Source organism: Patescibacteria group bacterium, assembly GCA_004297735.1.
Classification (GTDB): Bacteria; Patescibacteriota; Saccharimonadia; order UBA4664; family SCTI01; genus SCTI01.
Window position 1 is genome coordinate 227,751 of the sequence record SCTI01000002.1, and the last position, 19,198, is coordinate 246,948.

At 49.5% G+C, this 19,198-nt stretch carries 21 protein-coding genes; 2 read left to right on the forward strand and 19 right to left on the reverse strand.

What is annotated here, in order from left to right:
* Window positions 1-11 precede the first annotated feature (11 nt).
* The 12 genes from EPO04_02870 to EPO04_02925 form a co-directional block, all read right to left on the reverse strand.
* Window positions 12-815, reverse strand: a complete 804-nt coding sequence (locus EPO04_02870) for a prepilin peptidase (GenBank protein ID TAK89023.1) — start codon at window positions 813-815, stop codon at window positions 12-14.
* A 63-nt stretch (window positions 816-878) separates the two neighbouring features.
* The gene (locus EPO04_02875; GenBank protein TAK89024.1) at window positions 879-1,307 is read right to left on the reverse strand and encodes a type II secretion system protein; all 429 of its coding nucleotides are present in this window, start codon (window positions 1,305-1,307) and stop codon (window positions 879-881) included.
* A gap of 99 nt (window positions 1,308-1,406) precedes the next feature.
* Window positions 1,407-2,651, reverse strand: a complete 1,245-nt coding sequence (locus tag EPO04_02880; GenBank protein ID TAK89025.1) for a type II secretion system F family protein — start codon at window positions 2,649-2,651, stop codon at window positions 1,407-1,409.
* A 3-nt stretch (window positions 2,652-2,654) separates the two neighbouring features.
* Window positions 2,655-3,725, reverse strand: coding sequence for a type IV pilus twitching motility protein PilT (locus EPO04_02885; protein TAK89026.1), 1,071 nt, complete (start codon window positions 3,723-3,725; stop codon window positions 2,655-2,657).
* Window positions 3,726-3,735: 10 nt separating this feature from the next.
* Window positions 3,736-5,508, reverse strand: a complete 1,773-nt coding sequence (locus tag EPO04_02890; GenBank protein TAK89027.1) for a type II/IV secretion system protein — start codon at window positions 5,506-5,508, stop codon at window positions 3,736-3,738.
* A gap of 14 nt (window positions 5,509-5,522) precedes the next feature.
* Window positions 5,523-5,786, reverse strand: coding sequence for a hypothetical protein (locus tag EPO04_02895; GenBank protein TAK89028.1), 264 nt, complete (start codon window positions 5,784-5,786; stop codon window positions 5,523-5,525).
* On the reverse strand, window positions 5,786-6,478 hold the full coding sequence (locus EPO04_02900) for a hypothetical protein (protein ID TAK89029.1): 693 nt from the start codon (window positions 6,476-6,478) through the stop codon (window positions 5,786-5,788). Before EPO04_02900 ends, EPO04_02895 begins: the two co-directional genes overlap by 1 nt.
* Window positions 6,468-7,052: a hypothetical protein gene (locus EPO04_02905; protein ID TAK89030.1), complete on the reverse strand. Its 585-nt coding sequence runs from the start codon at window positions 7,050-7,052 to the stop codon at window positions 6,468-6,470. Before EPO04_02905 ends, EPO04_02900 begins: the two co-directional genes overlap by 11 nt.
* Window positions 7,049-8,089: a type IV pilus assembly protein PilM gene (gene pilM, locus EPO04_02910; protein TAK89031.1), complete on the reverse strand. Its 1,041-nt coding sequence runs from the start codon at window positions 8,087-8,089 to the stop codon at window positions 7,049-7,051. Before pilM ends, EPO04_02905 begins: the two co-directional genes overlap by 4 nt.
* Before the next feature lie 58 nt (window positions 8,090-8,147).
* Window positions 8,148-11,666, reverse strand: coding sequence for a DUF11 domain-containing protein (locus tag EPO04_02915; GenBank protein TAK89032.1), 3,519 nt, complete (start codon window positions 11,664-11,666; stop codon window positions 8,148-8,150).
* Window positions 11,667-11,756: 90 nt separating this feature from the next.
* Window positions 11,757-12,503 carry a hypothetical protein gene (locus tag EPO04_02920; protein TAK89033.1) on the reverse strand — a complete coding sequence of 249 codons (747 nt, stop codon included), beginning with the start codon at window positions 12,501-12,503 and terminating at the stop codon, window positions 11,757-11,759.
* Between the two features lie 232 nt (window positions 12,504-12,735).
* Window positions 12,736-13,044, reverse strand: a complete 309-nt coding sequence (locus tag EPO04_02925; protein ID TAK89034.1) for a hypothetical protein — start codon at window positions 13,042-13,044, stop codon at window positions 12,736-12,738.
* A gap of 211 nt (window positions 13,045-13,255) precedes the next feature.
* On the opposite strand from EPO04_02925, the gene ychF reads away from it, so the two are divergent.
* A complete protein-coding gene (gene ychF / locus EPO04_02930; GenBank protein ID TAK89035.1) occupies window positions 13,256-14,335 on the forward strand; it encodes a redox-regulated ATPase YchF in 1,080 nt (359 codons plus the stop codon).
* Window positions 14,336-14,356: 21 nt separating this feature from the next.
* Here the strand turns inward: ychF and EPO04_02935 are convergent, their stop codons facing one another.
* Genes EPO04_02935 through rpsF form a run of 5 tightly spaced genes read right to left on the reverse strand, consistent with a single transcriptional unit; the run spans window position 14,357 to window position 16,765 of the window.
* Window positions 14,357-15,094: a TlyA family RNA methyltransferase gene (locus EPO04_02935; protein TAK89036.1), complete on the reverse strand. Its 738-nt coding sequence runs from the start codon at window positions 15,092-15,094 to the stop codon at window positions 14,357-14,359.
* Between the two features lie 11 nt (window positions 15,095-15,105).
* The gene (gene efp, locus EPO04_02940) at window positions 15,106-15,669 is read right to left on the reverse strand and encodes an elongation factor P (protein ID TAK89037.1); all 564 of its coding nucleotides are present in this window, start codon (window positions 15,667-15,669) and stop codon (window positions 15,106-15,108) included.
* Between the two features lie 21 nt (window positions 15,670-15,690).
* Complete coding sequence (gene rpsR, locus EPO04_02945; GenBank protein TAK89038.1) at window positions 15,691-15,909, reverse strand: 30S ribosomal protein S18; 219 nt, start codon at window positions 15,907-15,909, stop codon at window positions 15,691-15,693.
* Between the two features lie 21 nt (window positions 15,910-15,930).
* Entirely contained in the window at window positions 15,931-16,395 is a 465-nt protein-coding gene (locus tag EPO04_02950) for a single-stranded DNA-binding protein (GenBank protein ID TAK89039.1), read from the reverse strand.
* 1 nt (window position 16,396) lies between these two features.
* A complete protein-coding gene (rpsF, locus tag EPO04_02955) occupies window positions 16,397-16,765 on the reverse strand; it encodes a 30S ribosomal protein S6 (GenBank protein TAK89040.1) in 369 nt (122 codons plus the stop codon).
* Between the two features lie 202 nt (window positions 16,766-16,967).
* Between rpsF and EPO04_02960 the strand changes: the two genes are divergently transcribed.
* Window positions 16,968-17,510, forward strand: a complete 543-nt coding sequence (locus tag EPO04_02960) for a hypothetical protein (GenBank protein TAK89041.1) — start codon at window positions 16,968-16,970, stop codon at window positions 17,508-17,510.
* Window positions 17,511-17,642: 132 nt separating this feature from the next.
* On the opposite strand, the gene EPO04_02965 is transcribed toward EPO04_02960, so the two are convergent.
* Window positions 17,643-18,092, reverse strand: a complete 450-nt coding sequence (locus EPO04_02965; protein TAK89042.1) for a regulatory protein RecX — start codon at window positions 18,090-18,092, stop codon at window positions 17,643-17,645.
* 9 nt (window positions 18,093-18,101) lie between these two features.
* Complete coding sequence (gene recA / locus EPO04_02970) at window positions 18,102-19,148, reverse strand: recombinase RecA (protein ID TAK89043.1); 1,047 nt, start codon at window positions 19,146-19,148, stop codon at window positions 18,102-18,104.
* Between the last annotated feature and the right edge of the window lie 50 nt (window positions 19,149-19,198).

Below are 19,198 nucleotides of genomic sequence, written 5' to 3' on the forward strand. Positions count from 1 at the left end.
TAGCATAACCGTTATGTTACCAACAGGTATAATCCTGCTGAATTTACATACCAGTGGATAATGTCGCCGCCCCACAAATAAGCCACCGTGGTCCCAGCCATCAAAAAAGGTCCAAAAGGTATATGGTCAGCCCTTTTTTTGCGTTTTACTAAAATTAGAAACACTCCCACTATGGCAGCAGCATTAAAGGCTACTAGCATGGCAAGAGCTGTTTTCTGCAAGCCTAATATCAATCCCATTATGAATGCTAGCTTAATATCGCCACCTCCCATCCACCTACCTCTGGATACCGCGGCTAAACTATAAAAAAAGCCTCCAAATATTAAGCCCGCGAGCAAAGGACCTATTAATACCTGCCAGGAGCCAGCTAAGTACGCATGGATGGCAGCCAATACTAATGCTGGTACGATTAACGGCAAAAGTACGCTATCCGGCAACAGATACCACTTAAGGTCGTAGATGGACAGGATAATAAAGCTTGAAAGTATATATAGCCAAATTGCAAAAAGGGCCAACTCAAGTAAACCGGAAGGATGAAGCGCTAAATAAGATATGGCAAACAATATAGCTGTTGTTAACTCCGACAATGGATATTGGGGTGAAATTGGCTTTTTACATCCCCTGCACCTTCCCGATTGGGCAAGCCAACTGAATAGCGGTATTAATTCCATAGCGCCAAGCTTTTTATGGCAGTACGGACACTGTGAGCGCCCCCTTACAAAGTCTTTTCCTGCGTGAAGTCGCTCTACTACTACATTTAGGAAACTCCCAACAAAGAGTCCGCACGCGAACCATATTATCGTTATTAAAAGCATAACAATATTGTATACTAAAAACCGCCCGAAGGCGGTTTTTAGAAAAAATACGTAAGTTGTTTACTACTGGTTGTCTTGGCAGTAGTTCACACCACTTTCGAGGCGAGTTACAACAGCGTATCGTCGGTTCTGGCCAGCGGCAGCCTGAGCGGCAGTACCAGCTGCGTTACAAACGTTAGCGGTTAGATATTGAATCTGACCGGTAGCGGTTGGTACAGCGACTTGACCCGTATAGGCTGCACCGGTGGTTGGATCAACATCAGTAAATCCGTTTGGAATACTACCGTTTGCTGGATAGTTACCGTTAGCATTTGCGGCAGACTGCTCAAGCTGAGATACAAATCGGCCAACTGCGGCGCGCCGTTCTTCGTCGCGGCGTGATTGCTGTGCACCACCAACCGCAATCAGAATACCTGCCAGCACTAAGGCCGCAATCGCCAGTACGATGACGATTTCGATCAATGTGAAACCTTGTTTATTTGCTTTTACCATTATTTTATTCACCTCCTTAGTGATAGCAAAATTACTACTAATTACTCTTATGTTATCAATACGGTTATGCTTGTCAAGCTTTTTGTTGGTTTGGCTTGACTAGTTGCCGCCTGGAGCAGGGGTACTGCTGCCAATGTCTCCGGCGCCGACCAGGCTATAAACCGGCCCCAGAACCGCCACCAACACCAAAGCAACTATTACACCCAGAACCACCATCATAACCGGCTCAAGTGTGGTGGATAGGTTTTTAACGGCCTCATCAACATCATCCTCGAAATAGCGGGCGCAGCGATCGAGCATATCGTCAATAGCCCCTGACTCCTCTCCTACACCAGCCATCTGGGCCACCAAGGGATGGAAGTGCGGCCTACGCTGTAGCGCCTTTGACAGCTCCTTACCGCCCCTAACATCCTTAATCGATTCGCCTATTTCGGAAGCTATTACTCGGTTTGACACTGCACGTTGAGTCGTCTCCATAGCTTGCAGCATTGGTATTCCGCTTGCAAGCAAGGTGTTCATTGTTCGACTAAAGCGTGCCATGTAAACCTTTTGAAACAACACTCCAAAAACCGGTATTTTTAACCTCATCCTATCAAGCTCCAACCTAACCCTTTCTGTAGCCAAAACCTTTGACCCAAGATAGCCTAAAATGCCGAGCGCAATAAGGGCCGCCCACCAATACCCTAATAGAAAGTCTTTACCCCAAACCAGAAGCTGCGTATAAATAGGCAGGTCTTTATGCAGGTCTTTGTAAAGTTTTTGTACTTGAGGCACAACCGTAACCAACATAAACCCTACCACCAAACCAATTACCACCAATACGATAACCGGATAGACTAGGGCGCTACGAATCTTTGAAATGATTGCAGCATCTTTTTCCTGCTGATTAGCCAAACGTAGTAGAGCCTTATCGAGGGTACCAGATGTTTCGCCGGCAGCTACTAGGGCAATATAAATTTCATTAAAGACTTTTGGGTGTTTTGAAAAAGCATCGGATAGTGTGGATCCCCCTTCTACCGAAGCTATAACCTCAGCTATAACGCTTTTAAACTTTTTATTTGACAGCTGCTCTTCGGCTGAACGTAAGGCGCGAGTTAGCGGTAGCCCAGCATTAATCAGGGTTGAGAGCTGGCGCGTAAAAATGACTCTGTCTTTAAGAGTTATCCTCCCACCGAAACCTAAGCGCGATAATATGTTGCTTTTATCCTCAGGTACAATACTGACCGCAAACAATCCCCTTTCCGCCAATAGCTTAGCGGCAGCCTGGGTACTTTCGGCTTTAACATTCGCCTTAACAACCTCTCCCGTTTGGCGATTTTTTGCGGTATAAACGTAGGTAATCACGTCTTAAGCCTTCATTAGGCGGTCAAGCTCTTGCATATCAACAGCAAAGTTCTTGGCCTCATCATAGGTGATCTTGCCTTCGTGAATCAGCTTGACCAAGGTGGCATCCATAGCCTGCATCCCCTCTTTGCCGCCGGTTTGAATCACCGATTCCAGCTGATGGGTCTTGCCTTCACGAATAATGTTGCGAGCGGCCGGGGTAACCACAAAGATTTCGGAGGCAGCAATACGACCCCCGCCAATGGTCGGGACCAGGCGCTGTGAGCAAATCGCCTGCAGCATGCCGGCAACCTGAACTCGAATCTGCTGCTGCTGATGAGGTGGAAACACATCGATCATACGGTCAACCGACTGGGCGGCGCTGTTGGTATGCAGGGTCGCCAGCACCAAGTGACCGGTCTCAGCTAGGGTAATAGCCGCGCTGATGGTCTCGAGGTCGCGCATCTCACCAACCAGTACCACATCGGGGTCTTGGCGCAGGCTTGAGCGCAGGGCGGCGCCAAACGAGTAGGTATCGTAGTGAATCTCACGCTGGACCACAATCGACTTCTTGGAATGATGAGCATACTCGATTGGATCCTCAATGGTAATAATGTGCTTTGAGGTGTTGCTGTTAATCTGGTCAACAATTGCCGCCAGCGTGGTCGACTTACCCGAACCGGTCGGACCAGTTACCAACACCAAACCTCGGGGATAGTTGGCGAAGGTGCTAACCACCTTTGGCATACCCAGCTCCTCGAGAGTACGAATCTTGGTTGGAATTAAGCGCATCGCCGCCGCGACATTCCCCTTTTCGTGGAAAGCGTTGACGCGAAAACGACCATAGTCGCCAAAACTAAAGCTAAAGTCGACCTCTTTGTCTTTTTCAAAAATCTGCTTTTGATCATCATCCATGATCGAATCAACAATCTTGGCGGTGTCGTTGTCATCAAGTACCGGCGTATCATCAACCGGTTTAAGCGCCCCATCGATGCGCAGCATTGGCGCTAGACCGACTTGAATGTGCAGGTCGGAGGCGTCATGCTTGACCACCTCTTCGAGTAACAGTTCGATTTTGGGAGTTCGTTTTTCCATATGATTCCTTTTAGAAGTCCGATGCCACCCGCGCTACCTCGCTCAGCGTGGTAACACCGTTGAGCACCTTAAGGTAGCCATCTTGCTTCATTGTGACCATGCCCTGCTCCTGAGCCAGGTTCTGCACCTGAGTGGTAGTTGCCTGGCTGGTAAGCAGCTTCTCCATCTCTGGCGTCATGGCAAAGACCTCGTAGATACCGACTCGACCTTTGTAGCCGTCTTTACAGTCCTTGCATCCTTGGCCCTCAAATAAAGTATAAGCGTTTTGACCGGGAGAGGGCAAGACATCATAGCCAATATCTTTTTTGGCTTGATCGGGATCCTTCTTTACCCGCTCGATAATAGCCGACAAGGTCTTGTTGATCGACTCGGCTTCGGCCTGGGTGGCTTTGCGCTCTTTCTTGCAGGTCGGGCACACCCGCCGCACCAAACGCTGGCCAATCACGGTGTTAACGGTTGAACCCACCAGGAATGGCTCCACCTTCATGTCGAGCAGACGCGGCAGCACTCCGGCGGCGCTGTTGGTGTGAATGGTCGACAGCACGATGTGGCCGGTCAAAGCCGCCTGAACCGCCAAGTTGGCGGTCTCGCCGTCGCGAATCTCCCCCACCATCACCACGTTAGGGTCCTGGCGCAGGATTGAACGCAGTCCGCTGGCAAAGGTCAGCCCTACATCGGAATTAACCTGAATCTGGTTGATTCCATCCATTTTGTATTCAACCGGGTCTTCAAGAGTGACAATATTAACCTTAACGTCCTTAATTTCCATGATTGAGGCATACAGTGTGGTCGACTTACCGGAACCGGTCGGTCCGGTGGCTAAGACCATGCCGTGTGGCTTGTGAATACCCTCCTTGATTCGCTGATAAGCAATTCCAGAAAAACCAAGGTTTTCCAAGGTCAACAGTGTGTTGTCCTTATCGAGCAGTCGGATAACCACCTGCTCGCCAAAGGTGATTGGGGCAATAGCAATACGCAAGTCAACAAACTTTTTGCCAGCATGAACCTGAAAACTACCGTCTTGCGGAATGCGATGTTCATCGATTTTGAGATTAGACAGAATCTTAATGCGCGAAATTAGGGCCGGCTCAATGCTCTTGGGTAGCTTCATTGTCTCTTGCAGTACGCCATCGATGCGAAAGCGAATACGCAGATCTTTTTCGCGTGGCTCAATGTGAATATCGGAGGCCCGGCTGTTAACGGCGTATTCCAAAATAGTACTAAGCGCGCGACTGATTGGCGCATCTTGTACCAAGGTTTGAATCGAAGTTGTTCCCTCTCTCTTAGCGTCAGCCAGGTTTTCAGCATCAACGGTTTGAATCGCCTTTTTGATGTCACCCGAGATTTCGGCACTGTACTGCAGCAACACCGCATCAATGCTGGCTTGCGAGGCCATAAAGGTCACAATCTGCTCGCCAACCTTGCGGCTAAGGAAGTCGACTGCCTGGATGTTGGTCGGGTCCAGCATAGCCACCGCTAAGCGACCCTGCACGCGCCCAAACGGCACGCTGTGGTAGCCCTCTGCTACTTCGCGATTAAGCCGATTGAGGACATCAGCGGAAACTACAACTCCAGCCAGGTTAACGTACTGCAAGCCGTTCGCCATGGCCTGGTATCGAACCATGGTCTCCTCGTCAATGATGCCGGCTTTCTGAATAACAGCCAAGAGGGGCTCATTATCTTGAATTGCCTGAAGTTTAAAATCATCGAGCTGCTTCGAAGTTAGCACGTTGCGTTCAAGCAGCAGCTCTTCTAAGTTTTGCTGGGTTTTAGCCGAAAGCATTTCCGCCCCCGATACTACAGTCCGCCAAATGGCGACCGGTTACCAACGCCATTCTTCAGATCTGGCTTGGCATAAAAGTTCTTAGCCTCATTAGCATCTTTTAACTTACTCATTGCACTACTGCTGTAGTCCGACTCAATCATGGTAATAACCTCGTAAGTCATCCCCTTGTTTGCTGCGGCTCCCTTTTTAGGTGTAAGTTGAGTGAAAATAAGCAGGCCGGCCACAAACAGTATGGCAATCGCAACAAAGAGCTGAATAATTTGTTTGGTCTTCATTATTGCACCACCTTCTCTTTATCACTGTAGTCGGCCTCGCCCTGATAGAAAGTCTCGAGCGTGATATCTCCCTTGAGGGAACCGCTGTTGCCTTTTAGGTTGAACGACTGGACCCTGATCGGGCGCACCGACAGCTCAAGATTGCGGAAGTACTGAGTAAATTGTGAGTAGTTACCCTCAATTACGGCTGCCGCCTTAACCGACTGGGGAGCATTATTTGCCGACTGCTGACCACTACTATCCTGAGTCGTTGCTACTGCCGGCTGAGCTGAAGCGGCTGCACTTGAACCGGTTGTACTCGCATCGGTTAAGATGTTGGTTATTGATTTCATCCTGGTACCCGCGCTAGTGTTAGCGGTCTCCATTAAGCTCATTAGCTGAGTGAAGTCAGGACTGTCGGGAAGCGCAGCCTCGATTAAATCTTTGTCTTGGCTGCTCATTCTGCCGTAGTTATCAACTAGGGAATGAGCATTTTCTAACTTTTTACCAATTTCTGACTGAGCCTTCAATTTACCCACTAAAACCTGCCCGTTACGAATATTCTCCTTAACCATAACGTAGCCAAAGTAGCCACCAGCAAAAATCACCAATATAGTAATAGCTGCCATCGCCATTATGTAATTAGTCACTGAAAGCTCTTTCCTGGATTCAATATGCTTAGCGGTTTTAGCTTGCGCTTGCTTAGTTGCCATTGGTCACCTCTTCCGCTAACTGAGCAGTTAGCTCAAAGCTAATTTTGCCGTCTTCCTCTGAGGCAGAATTTACAGTTACCTGAGTGAATAGTGGGTTGTTTGTGCTTGAAGCATTCGGCCCAATTTCAATATTTGCCGCCTCAAAAGCCTTAACCATCTTATCAACCAAGGCATAATTCCTTGATTCGCCGTTAATTTTTAGCAGGGTTGTGCCAGAAAGTTCAATCTGCGCAATGCGAATTCCCTGTGGTTGAAACTCCTCTAATATGGCAAAGAAGCGGCTAATGCGAACCTTCTTGCTAACCAATTCCTCCCAGCTGTTAAGGTGATACTGAGCGGTAACCGCTTTCTTAAGATCGGGAATATTGTTAATTTCATTTTGCTTAGACTTAATGTCATTCGAGGCTAGTGCAATAGCCCCCTTTTGGGCGCCAAGGATTAGCAGCATGACTAAAACGAAACCGCCAACAGCGATACTGGTTATGGTTGCAACCGAAGCTGCAATTCGCTTGTTGCGCTTGTCGCTTTGGTGTTTTTGATAAACCTCTGGAGCAAGGTTAATTCGAGCGCTCATCCCAACATGTCCCTTTCTGCTAAGCCCGCCGCCACGCCGTACTGCGTAGAAATACCCATAAGCGTATCCTGCAACTGAGCTTGATACCCAATCTTAATCCAAGCGTTGCCGATCTCAACACTCAACCCGGTAGCAGTCGACAAATAGGTCGGTAGTTCCGGTAGGGCGGTTGCACCTCCGCTAAGAACGATTTTCTCTAATTTTACATCTGGATACTGACCAAGAAAGAACTTAATTGACTTATCAATTTCGGAGACAAGCTGGTCAAGACTGGGCTTAATCGACTTATAAACCTGGCCCTCTAGTTTGGTTTGCGTCAGCCCAAACTTCTTAGTAAACTGGTCGGCCTGAGCTTCATCCAAGCCTAAATTTTGCCCAACCGACTTGATAAAGGTTGTGCCTCCTACGTTTACTGAGCGAAGTAGTTTGGGTAGATTTGAGTGGACTATCGTAATATCCGTTGCGATACTACCAATATCCAGTACTAGCACCGCCAGATCACTTGGCTGCACCACAGCCCTAGCCAGGGCAACAGCGTTGGGCTCTAGGGCCATTAACTCAAGTCCAGCTTGTTGAAAAATACTAACGTATTTTTCAGTCACCGTATTTGGAGCAGCTACTAGTAAAACCTCTTGCTCTTGCTCGCTCTTACCAGGGCCGATAACCACCCAATCGATCTTAATATCCTTATAGTCCATTGGGATGTACTGATCAGCCTGCAACTGGATCGCCTTAGCTAGCTCAGAGTGATTAAGCTTTGGTGTAGTAATAACACTAGAAAAAACTTTCGAGGATGGAACTCCAGCTATTACATACTTAGTGCTAACTTGAGCGTCTTTGACCAACTGTTTAACCGCGGCGGCAACCTCTGCAATATCCGAAGGCGAATCGCTTGTGGTCAAACCTGTGCGCAGCTCGATATGACCATAAGTTACAAGTGCGGGTTTTTGGCCAGCCTTCTTAAGCTGGACCAGTCGTATACCGCCCGAACCAATATCAATACCGAAATATTCAACTTCTTGTTTGAATAGCCCCATTTGACTTCAGTATAGCAATAGCGCTTACGCTTGCAAAGGCTTTTATACTACTTCCCTTCTAGAACCGAGGCTGTCGTTCGCCCTGATAGTTAGTGCGCACATATTGGGCCGCGAGATCGCTAAATGCGGGTGGCGTTGCTAGAATTAAGCGATTTGAGAAAACAATTTCCTCTGACTTAATTGATGGTTGATCGGGAGCGCTCTTAGGCACTCGGTTGAAGCGGAAAGACCGCCCAAACATGATGCCGTTAACTCTCAGGTTGTTACTGCATTGAGTAACACTATACCCAGCTGTAGGCGGGATCTGTAAATCTGCAACCCCATCCACCTTGTAGCCACGACTCAATGTTTTAATGTTGGTTCCAGCGGTGACTGGTGGGGTTACCTGGGCGGAGCAGGTATTAATAGTCCCACCCGTCAAGGTTCGTCCCTGTGCATAATAATAGCCGTCCAAGCGCGTAACCGCAGGATCAACGTAGATATTTCCTGTAACTACCACCCCAAATGAAGGGCTCACTCCAAATTTATTGCCATCTGCATCCTGGTACCTGACATTACCGGCGATATAGAGGTCTCCATCAACATAAAGTGTCCAGCGCTTGTTAATCACTGTGTCGCTACTACTACCCACCGAACCATTGGTAAGACCAGATCCATTTAGGGCGGTGTTGCTTCCCAACACAAACCTGGAACCTGGTGACGGAGAGTTAAAGGTCATGATTTTGTTATTGATATCCGGCAGGCTTGTATCTGATCCACTAAAGCTACTGCGTGCTGGCCCCCTATAGGCGCCGCCAGGCCTTACTAGCAAAGACTCAGACCGCTGGGCCAAATCAGGGCGGCACTGGGCGGCAGTTGGGCCACTCGCGGTTATTCCCGATAATGAATCGAGGTTAATTGGGCCATCCGGATCCACCGTGGATACCATAAACCAGCCGTTGCCCCTGCCTCCACTTGGGTTATTTTTAAGCGTGTAATCACCAATTGAGTCAAGCGTACAGGGACCTGCTGTATTAGCGCTTACTCCCCCACCAGCTTGAATTCCACCTAAAGCTGTATCGTAAAATGGCTGGTCAATTTTTACTCGCCGAAAATCAACCGTATTAGAAGTAGCGCATGACTCTGGATACCCGGATGGCACTGGCGAAAGCCAGTACTCCTTCCAGCAGACTCTGGCATTGTTGCTAATTACTGAGCCGTATGGCAGATTGTTGCTATTGTTAAATGCGACCCTAAAACGATACTCGGGTGTGTCAAAGCTTTCCAGCGGCGTTGCGGCGGCGGCGCAGTTATTTTCCGGCCAGCGCTGCAAACAAGTTATACCCCATCTCAATAGTCCACCAGGATTATCGTCACCGGCGCTGTAGTTATAGTTTCTGTCTGGCTGATAGCCGCCTGCCATAGCCGACATATTAGTACTTAGTCCGCTAGTCGCCTGATCGCGCACATAGTACTCGATTGGTCCAGCGGTTAGGTCTGGAAATGCCCTAATCTTCATAATTGCCTGGCTATAACTTGGCAAGTCGGTTCGCTCAGACCATATGTAGCTTTGATACGGGATGCCGCATGCGCTACCCGCACTGGTTCCATTAGGGTCAAACTCCGCCAATGCCGATTTAGATACACAGCTAACAGCGCCTGGTATGGGGTGGTACGTATTATTAGATAGGGATGAAGATGGCGGATCGCTGGCTAAACTAGAAATTGCTGAATTATTGTTCATCTGTACGGCAGCCCAGTTGGTTACCCCCTGCAAGCCTACCGATTTGTTTTCGCACCCGGCATAGACTCCCGGCTGACTAAAATCGGCTCCGTACTCGGGGTGATCCACGCCAAGCCACCAGGCGCCCTGGTAAAAACGAGTGGTAGTACAGTAGTTACCGGTCGAAGTAGACATATACACCCCTACGTCTTTAGCCTGTTTGACAAAGCCATGCCAGCGAATCGTCAATGTGCTATAAGCCGGCATTTTGCTTAGTTGAAAAGCTATACGAGGTGGACTATTCACTCCACCCACCGAGGTGGCGCAGCTAGCGCTAGCAAGGTGAGTTGGTGAGCCATCACCATAGACTAAAGGAGTACCCAGTGACGGGCAAACACCGAGCCCAGTACCGTATGGATTAGCACTCCACCCTCCGGGCCTCTCAGTGCCAGTAGGACCGTTATTGGTCGCTAAATCTATACCATCAATAGCTATATTTTGGCGCATATTGAGCGGAACCCAATCGTCAAAACGGACGTTCGGTAGGTTAGCATCAAGGTTATTGGTTAGCGTTACGGTGTAATCAATTCTATCGCCCGGCTTTACGCTTGTGCCGGTGCCAGGTGAGGCGGTTTTCGTAATACCAGGATTTTGTGCTATTGGCTCATAGACAAAATTGAAGCCACCGCAAGGGTTTATGATACATGCATTGACCGAATTCCCTAGATAAGAGGAGGGGCTTGGTGAATTATAGTTTGTACCCCCCGATGAGGTACTACCCGGTGGTGATAAACAGGTATTTTGGCCAACTGTGGTATCAAACTGATAAACTCCGGCCGAATTAGTTGTGGCTGTTTGATTATGTGCCGGATCAAGATCACAATTCCTATTGTAGGTAATGGGTATTCCACCTAGGCCTTTACCGGTAGCATTAGTGGTAGAAGATGTGGCCTGGCCCTGGACCGTACGCCTCACAACTTTATAGCATTGTCGCTTCGATTTCTTAGCAATCTGGGCAAGTGAGGTTGTGTAATCATATCCGTCATATTGGACGCTTATATTTGTACGTAAACAAAATAAACCATCCACTCCGCCCGGTATTTTATTAGATAATTTCATCCTAAAATGAAAGCGTGGATTTTTTTGATTAAAATTAGCAGGCAGGTTGTTAAGCTTCCATACCATCATTTTACCCTCGGCGCCACAGTTGACCTGGGCTTCGTCCGAAGCAAGCGTTGAGTACGGACTGGCATTTTGTGATCCAGTAGCAATACCGTCATAAGGCAAAAGCGGATTTATTATACGAGTTGAACTGTATACTGCACCGGGGGTATTGGTATATTGTCCACTAATTGGAGTGCCAACTGGGAACGCCGACCCAGAACCAGGACAGGCATCGTATTTTCTTTCTACTATATTACCCCCACCATCATTATCTTGTGATGGTAAGAACTGTAGGCTTTCAATCATGTCATTATCAATGTCAATTGTAGTGAATACATAAACATTCTTACTCGACATGCTTCCTTCGCTTGAGCGCCCAAACGCATTTGTGGTAAACCCAGTCATAATATCCATATTTGAATCACCAGGTACAACTGTGTAATCAGCGCCCGTTAGCGTTTCTGTTTCATTTCCATTTGGTGTTCCATTCGCTCCCTGCAAATATACATGTGTATAATCATCACCCTGACCACCGCATATGAAGCGAAATGGAAAATATTCCTGATCATTTGGCGCAGGTGAAGACCCATCCGTGCAGTTACCGCCGCCACCACGAGCAGCATAGACGTTCGCACCCTTAATAGCCACCACAGAACCCACCACAAGAACTGTGGCGGCAAGAAAAATAATACTTAGCCTTTTCACACCCATATAGTGCTTATGCTATATGAATTGGGTGATTGTTGCAATTTTATAAATCCGCTCATAGCCCAACCTGACGGTCAGGCTACAAGTTCACAGCTACGGGCGGCGGGCCCAAACTACGAGCTGGTTGAACCTTACCGGCCCGTTAAGAACGTAGTCGTAGTAACCCCCAGAGGAATCGACGTAGGTGGCCTGGACTGAATTCATGCCATCAACGTAAATCCTGTACTTACAGAGGACGTTTCCGTTAAGTAGCGCCCAGCTGAAGCGAACATTGGAGGGTGTATCCCGCTGTTCCAGGCTCAGGCGAATCTGTGAAAGATTGCCATACCTGTCATCTGTTCCAGTAAACGACGCCTTGTAGGGATTGTCGCAGGAAGAGCCCACGCCACCAGACTGAGAGCCTGAGTTTGCCGAGCTTTTTGCTGCCTTGCGACTCCATACCCTCACTTCTCGGTATGGGAACCGGCTCCCCTTCTTGGCGCGGAAGGAAATGGTTCCACCGGACGTCTTGATGCGCACCAACCTGTACACGCCGCGACGAGTGCGGACCCGCACCTTGGTGACGGCGCAACCCGGCTTGGGCGTGACGTCAACGCGGAACTTGCCGCTGAGCGACGGCAGAGGCGGTGCCTTAATCGACACCACACCCTTATCGCCCCTTGATGAGACCTTCTTGGTCGCTGGATCGCCGACCTTGCGGTCTTTGGCGTAGACGGTCCAGGACTGATAGGTCTTGCCGGCAACAGAACAGCTGGAGGCAACCGCCTGGCTGGCCAAGCAGCTGCCAGTCAAACCCAGCAGCGCGGCCAGGATCGAGATGAGGCCAAAGCGCTTGAACACGCTCCTCACCCTTCCTTTCTCTTCCGGGCGCGCCCGGGTAGTGTGATGGTACTTTCGATTATTGTCACCATTATTGATGGCAACGAACGCTATTATTATACACTATAATAATGCTTTTGTCTACTTATAGTGCTGGTGGAAAATAAAAAACCGCCGTAAAGCGGTTTTGCAATAATTTCGTGATGGTGTGGGGCGGTCCGAAGACCGCCCCACACGCTGACCCTCCGCCTCATCAATGGCTGTAGATGATGAGCCGAAGCCGAGAACCGCGAAGGCGGTTGAGCGGCTGACCCGGCGGGGCGGGCAGGTCGCTGGGCTGCAGCGAGGAGACCGTGACACCGGTCTTCTCGATCCGCAGCTCGCCCTTCTTGGGCGGCGACGTGCGCTGGGCGGGGGTCCGGGTGGAGAGCTGTCCGGGAACCACGATGGCCGTGGCGCCGGTCTTCTCCACCCAGGTGTTGCTCTTGGCCTCGGCCGCAGATGCGGCGAACATCGCGCAGGCGATGGCCAGGAGCAGAACGAGCAAGCGCGGCGAACGCATGATCGCTTCTCCTTTCCGGCCGAGGCCGGGTTTGAGGGGACTGATTCTGAGGGTTTGTATTTGGTACTTCTATTGTAGCCACAGTTTCCTGCAACCACAATAATGTTATACACTATTTTTTTGTTTTTGTAAAGGCTTTTGTTTAAAATTGGTGGGTAGAACGTGCTGTGCTCTATCCCCTTTATCAGGTAAATGGTATAATTTTCCAGATATGAAGATCGGAATCGTGGGTCTGCCCAACGTAGGCAAATCGACCCTATTTAATACTTTAACTAAAAACAATGTACTGGCAGCCAACTACCCCTTTGCCACCATTGAGCCTAATGTAGGCATGGTGCCGGTGCCGGATCCGAGGTTAGCTAAGCTAGCTGAGCTTTATGGTGCCAAAAAGACGATTCCAGCCACGGTTAGTTTTGTCGATATTGCCGGTATTGTCCGTGGGGCTAGCGAGGGCGAAGGCTTGGGTAACAAATTTTTGGCCAACATTCGCGAATGTAATGCGATCGTTCAGGTGGTGCGAGCCTTTGATGATAGCGACGTGACGCACGTTGATGGGTCGGCCGATCCCGCCCGCGACATCGAAACCATTAACACTGAATTAATTCTGGCCGACCTACAGAGCTTAGAAAAACGCCAACAACGCCTCGCTGGCGAGATGAAATCAAACCCTAAGGTGGTCGGCCCGATTAAGGCTACCGTGGACATGGTGGCAAAAGCGCTCGATGAAGGCAAACTGGCTTCGCAGCTTGGCTTGAGCGATGACCAGCTGGAGCACATTCGCGATTTACAGCTTTTAACCGCTAAACCATTTATTTTTGTTTTTAACGTCAATGAAAGCGATTTAAGTAATGACGCCAAGCACCAAGAGTTGGCGGCGTTGGTGCCAGGGCTACCGGTAATCTTGGTTTGCGCCAAGGTTGAGGCCGAGCTAATGGAGCTTCCCGAAGATGAGGCCGCCGAGTTACTGGCTGAACTAGGTCAGAAGCAATCTGGGCTAGAACAGTTAATCGGTGAAGGCTACAAGGTGCTTGGGCTACAAAGCTACCTCACGGCGGGCCCCAAAGAGGTGCGAGCCTGGACAATCACAGCAGGCGCTACCGCTCCCCAGGCAGCCGGGGTAATCCACACCGATTTTGAAAAAGGCTTTATTCGAGCCGAGGTGGTCGGCTATCAAGATCTGGTTGCCGCCGGCTCATTGGCCGCCGCCCGCGCCGCCGGCAAGGCTCGACTGGAGGGCAAAGACTACATTATGCGCCCGGATGATGTGGTTGAGTTTCGTTTTAACGTTTAGGCGGGGCGGTATGCTCAGACCTTACAAAGAGGTGGCCGTCATCGCATAAAAACGTTCGCGGTTGCCCTTAGCCCCAGCAACTCCCGAGTCGGCCGAAGCAATGATATTAAAGCTGCCGGTTAAGGCCTTTTCGAAGGCGGCCAAGATCTCTTGGCGCTCATTCTCGTCATCAATAATGCCCCGAAATCGGTCGGCGGTTTCTTTGTCGGTTTCAAACTGTGGCTTCATCATAGCCACAATCAAACCGTTGGGTTTTACCAGTGCGGCCACCGAGGGTAAAATCTTTGATAAAGAAATAAATGACACGTCGGCCACCGCCATATCTGGCAGCGGATTAAGGTGATATGGCATAACGTCGCGAATATCGGTGCGCTCCATGCTAACAACTCGATTATCCTGGCGGAGCTTGTAGGCCAGCTGAGCGTTACCGACATCAACCGCGTAGACCTTTCGGGCGCCGTTCTGCAGAGCAAAATCGGTGAATCCTCCGGTTGAAGAACCGGCATCAAGTACGACCTTATTCTTAAAATCAAGGTTGAGCGACTGTGCTACTGACGCCAGCTTCTCCCCCGCTCGAGAAACATAGCGAGACTTTTGAGTCACTTCTAGCGGAATATCTTCATCAAAACTTTGGCCCGGCTTAAGCAAGACCATGTCGTTGCTACGCACCTCGCCCGCCATTATCATTGATTGAGCTTGAGTGCGCGAATCGGCTAAGCCGCGCTGTAGCACCAGTTGATCTAGTCGGACTTTAGCCACGACCGGACGGCCTACTTGTGTCGTTCGAGGTAACGACCATCACGCGTATCAACCTTAATAGCGTCACCCTCATTAATAAACAGCGGCACCATAACTTCGAGGCCGGTTTCGGTAATAGCCGGCTTTAGCGCCGTAGTAGCGGTATCGCCCTTAACGCCCGGCTCGGTTTGAGTAATGGTCAGAACAACGTTGTTACCAATATCGATACCAATCGGCTGGTCGTTAAAGTGTAGAATTATCACCTTTGCCTCGCCGACCAAGTACCGAGCAGCGTCACCAACCACATCATGGTTTAGGCCAACCTGCTCAAAGCTGTTTTGGTCCATAAAGTAGTGAGCGTCGTCGTCGCTGTAAAGATACTGCATGTTCACGCGCGACATGTCGGCGCTTTCAATCTTGTCGGACGCCCGGAAAGAGCGGTCAAAAATGGCGCCGTTAACCAGGTTTTTAAGCTTGGTTCGCATAACCGCGCCGCCTCGACCCATTGCAATATGAGACGACTCTAAAACCAAGTGTGGCGCTCCATCAATCTGAATCGCAACACCTTTCTTAAGATCGGTATGACCGTACATCATCGCTATTAGCCTTTGCCTAAATTAACGAACCACAAACGGCAGCAAGGCTAAATGACGTGAGCGCTTGAGCGCAACCGCCACGCGACGCTGGTGCTTCATGCAGGTACCGGTTCGCTTCCGGGTTTCGATTTTACCGTAGCCATTTAGGTAGCGCTGCAGTAGCTTAACATCTTTGTAGTCAACCTCATCCACCTTTTCGGCGCAAAAGCGGCAGACCTTTTTACTGTAAAAATTTGCCATAATCTTCCTTCGTTTCTCTAATTAAAATGGGATCTCATCTAGGTTGACTGGCTCGTCATCCTTAAGATCTTCAATTACCACATCCTTCTTCTTGGCCGGTGCTGCGGGAGCTGATGCAGCCGGTTCGGCTGGAGTATAATCGCCGCCACCTTCGCCCGGACGATCCAAGAAGTTGATGTCGCTAGCCACGATCTCGGTACGCTGTCGCTTTACACCATCCTTTTCCCAACTCTGGGTCTGCAGACGTCCAACCACCATAACCTTGCGGCCCTTGCCTAAGTATTGATTGGCCAGCTCACCGAGCTTACCCCAGGCGACGATTTCGTGATATTCAACCGCCTCCTTACGCTCCCCGCTACCATCTACCCAGTTTCGGTTGGTGGCGACCGCAAAAGAAGCTACCGCTTGACCACTTGGGGTGGTCCGCAGCTCCGGATCGCGTGTTAAGTTACCCATTACAATTGCTTGGTTAAAGCTTTTTGCCATACTACTTTCCCTCTTCTGCAGCTGGCTCTGCCGCTGCGGTTACCTCTTTCTGCTTTGGTGTATCAAGTGGCTTACGATGCTCAACAACTCGGTTCACGATTAGGAATCGCATTACCTCTTCGGTGATACGAAGCGCCGCCTCAAGCGGGCGAATTTGTTGTGGATCAAGCTCTACCTCAAAGTAAATATAGATACCAAACTGTTGTTTGCGTACTGGGTAAGCTAGTCGCTTTTTACCCCAGTTGTCACGCTTTGAGATTGTACCTCCGACGCCTTTAATCAGCTTTTCGACAGCTGCAATTGGCGTATCAACGTCAATCTCTAGATCAGGGTGCAATAGCACCACTAGTTCATACGGTTTCACACACACTCCTTTCTGTGGTACCTGCCGTAAACAGGTGCCGCTTGCTTAAGGCAAGGGGCAAAAAGGTTGTTAATCTTCCGTACGAGAATACCAGTTTATACCTGATACGTCAAGGTGTGCCGCCATGACACACTCCTATGCTAACAACTAAATATTAAATAATTCTAAACCGATTGGCCCAAAAGCTATTTTTAAAGATAATAGAGGTATGTATATTCTGCAAAGTCAACTGCGCAACCTGCCAATCATGAGCCTGCAAACCGGTAAAAGTGTGGGTATAATGCGCGAACCAATTATTAATATGGCGACGCTTGAGGTAATGGCGGTAAGCTGTCAACCGGCCGATAACAAGCGCCAATTACAGATTTTGCTTATGCGCGACATTCGGCAAATGTCGCCAGATGGCGCCATTATTGACTCTTTTGAAGACTTTTCTGATCCGCAGGATATTGTTCGGCTTCAGCCAATTCTGCAACAGCACTACAACCCGCTGGGGGCTCGCGTGATCGACCAGCACAGTCACCGTCTCGGCAAGGTTGAGGACTACACCATCAGCCTAAAGACGAATCAGGTTCAAAAGCTGTATGTCCACCAGTCATTAATCCGGAGTATGGTTTTTAACAACGCCATTATTGATCGATCGCAAATTATTGATGTAAAGCCAAAACAATTTGTGGTCAGCGATACCGCAACACCGCGGTTGTCTCCGGCTGTGAAAACCGTGCCCAAACCCGCCAGCAGTCGCCCATAAAACCATTGCCGCTTTGTGGCATAAGCGTTAACATAAAATCAGTAAGTAGGTGGAACGAGTTGCTAACAACAGCTTTATGGATTTTGGCATTTGGTATTGCCTATCGAGTGCTCGCAACCAACGTGCGCTAAGCTATTTTTGCGCAATCGCTTGTTTAATGGCAGTGTAGCCAAACCCTTTGCGGCGCAAATAACCAATTAAATCCTGATCATCCGGGTACCGTTGTCGCAAACCGTACAGGTCAACGCACCGCTTAACAACCTCAATCTCCTCCTGGTCGGTATACTCGGCCAACGCCGCCGCAATAATATCGCGAGCAATACCCTTGCGCTGAAGTTCGACTTGAATCTGCAAGCGACTACGCTTGGCCGAGCGGATCCGATCTTGCACCCACAGCCGCGCGAACCGGTCATCGTTGATTAAATCGTGCTCTTGCAGCTGCTCAAGGGCCTGCCTCACAACCTGGTTACTAAAACCCTTACGAGCAAGTGCCTGCTCAAGCTCATACCGACTGCGCGGCCGGTATGAGAGTAAGTTAGAAGCCGCCACCACCGCTTGCTGCAGGCGCTCTGAATCAGCCAAGGCCTTGCCCTAAGCGGCTACCTTACGTACCGCCGCGTCCAACTCCTTTAGGGCTTTGCCGTTTTCCTCTAAAAAGGCTTTGGCGGCCTCTCGCCCCTGACCCATCTTTTCACCCTTGTACTCATACCAGGAGCCACTCTTTTTAACCAGGTCGTACTTAACGGCTAAATCAAGTAGCTCGCCGGCAACCGAGATCCCGCGATTGTACATAATGTCGAACTCGGCCACACGGAACGGCGGAGCGATTTTATTCTTTACTACCTTGGTACGAACTCGGTTTCCAACAACCCGATCTCCCTCTTTAAGCTGCTCGATTCGACGGATGTCGACACGAACCGAGGAGTAGTACTTAAGCGCATTGCCGCCAGCGGTAACCTCAGGGTTTCCAAACATAACGCCAATCTTCATCCTTAGTTGGTTGATGAATACAACGGTGGTGTTTGACTTGTTTATAACGCCGGTAAGCTTACGTAAAGCCTGTGACATCAACCTAGCCTGCATGCCCATTTGAGCGTCGCCCATGCTGCCCTCGAGCTCAGCCCTAGGCACCAACGCCGCTACCGAGTCGACCACGACAATGTTTACTGCATTAGAACGAACCAGGGTTTCGGTGATCTCCAGCGCCTGCTCACCGGTATCCGGCTGCGAAACCAAGAGGTTATCGAGATTCACGCCAATTTTTTTAGCGTACTCAGGGTCAAGAGCATGCTCGGCGTCAACGTAGGCTGCCAAGCCACCGTTTTTTTGAACTTGCGCTACCGCATGTAGGGCTAAAGTGGTTTTACCGCTTGATTCTGGACCATAAATTTCAACTACTCGACCTTGAGGATATCCCCCTCCGAGAGCTAAATCCAAAGATAGGCTGCCGCTAGGGATGGTTTTAACGTCAATCTTATGGGTGTCGCCCAGCTTCATAATTGAGCCGCTACCAAACTGTTTTTCGATTTGGCTGACCGCTAAGTCAACGGCTTTTAAACGAGCAGCTTTGTCATCCTTGCCAGCTGTTTCCACGATTCCGGATGCCTCCTTAGATGTTGTTGTGGTTGATGTTGTCATTGTACCATGTCCCTTCTGTTGATTTGCTATGGGCCATACTATAATCAATC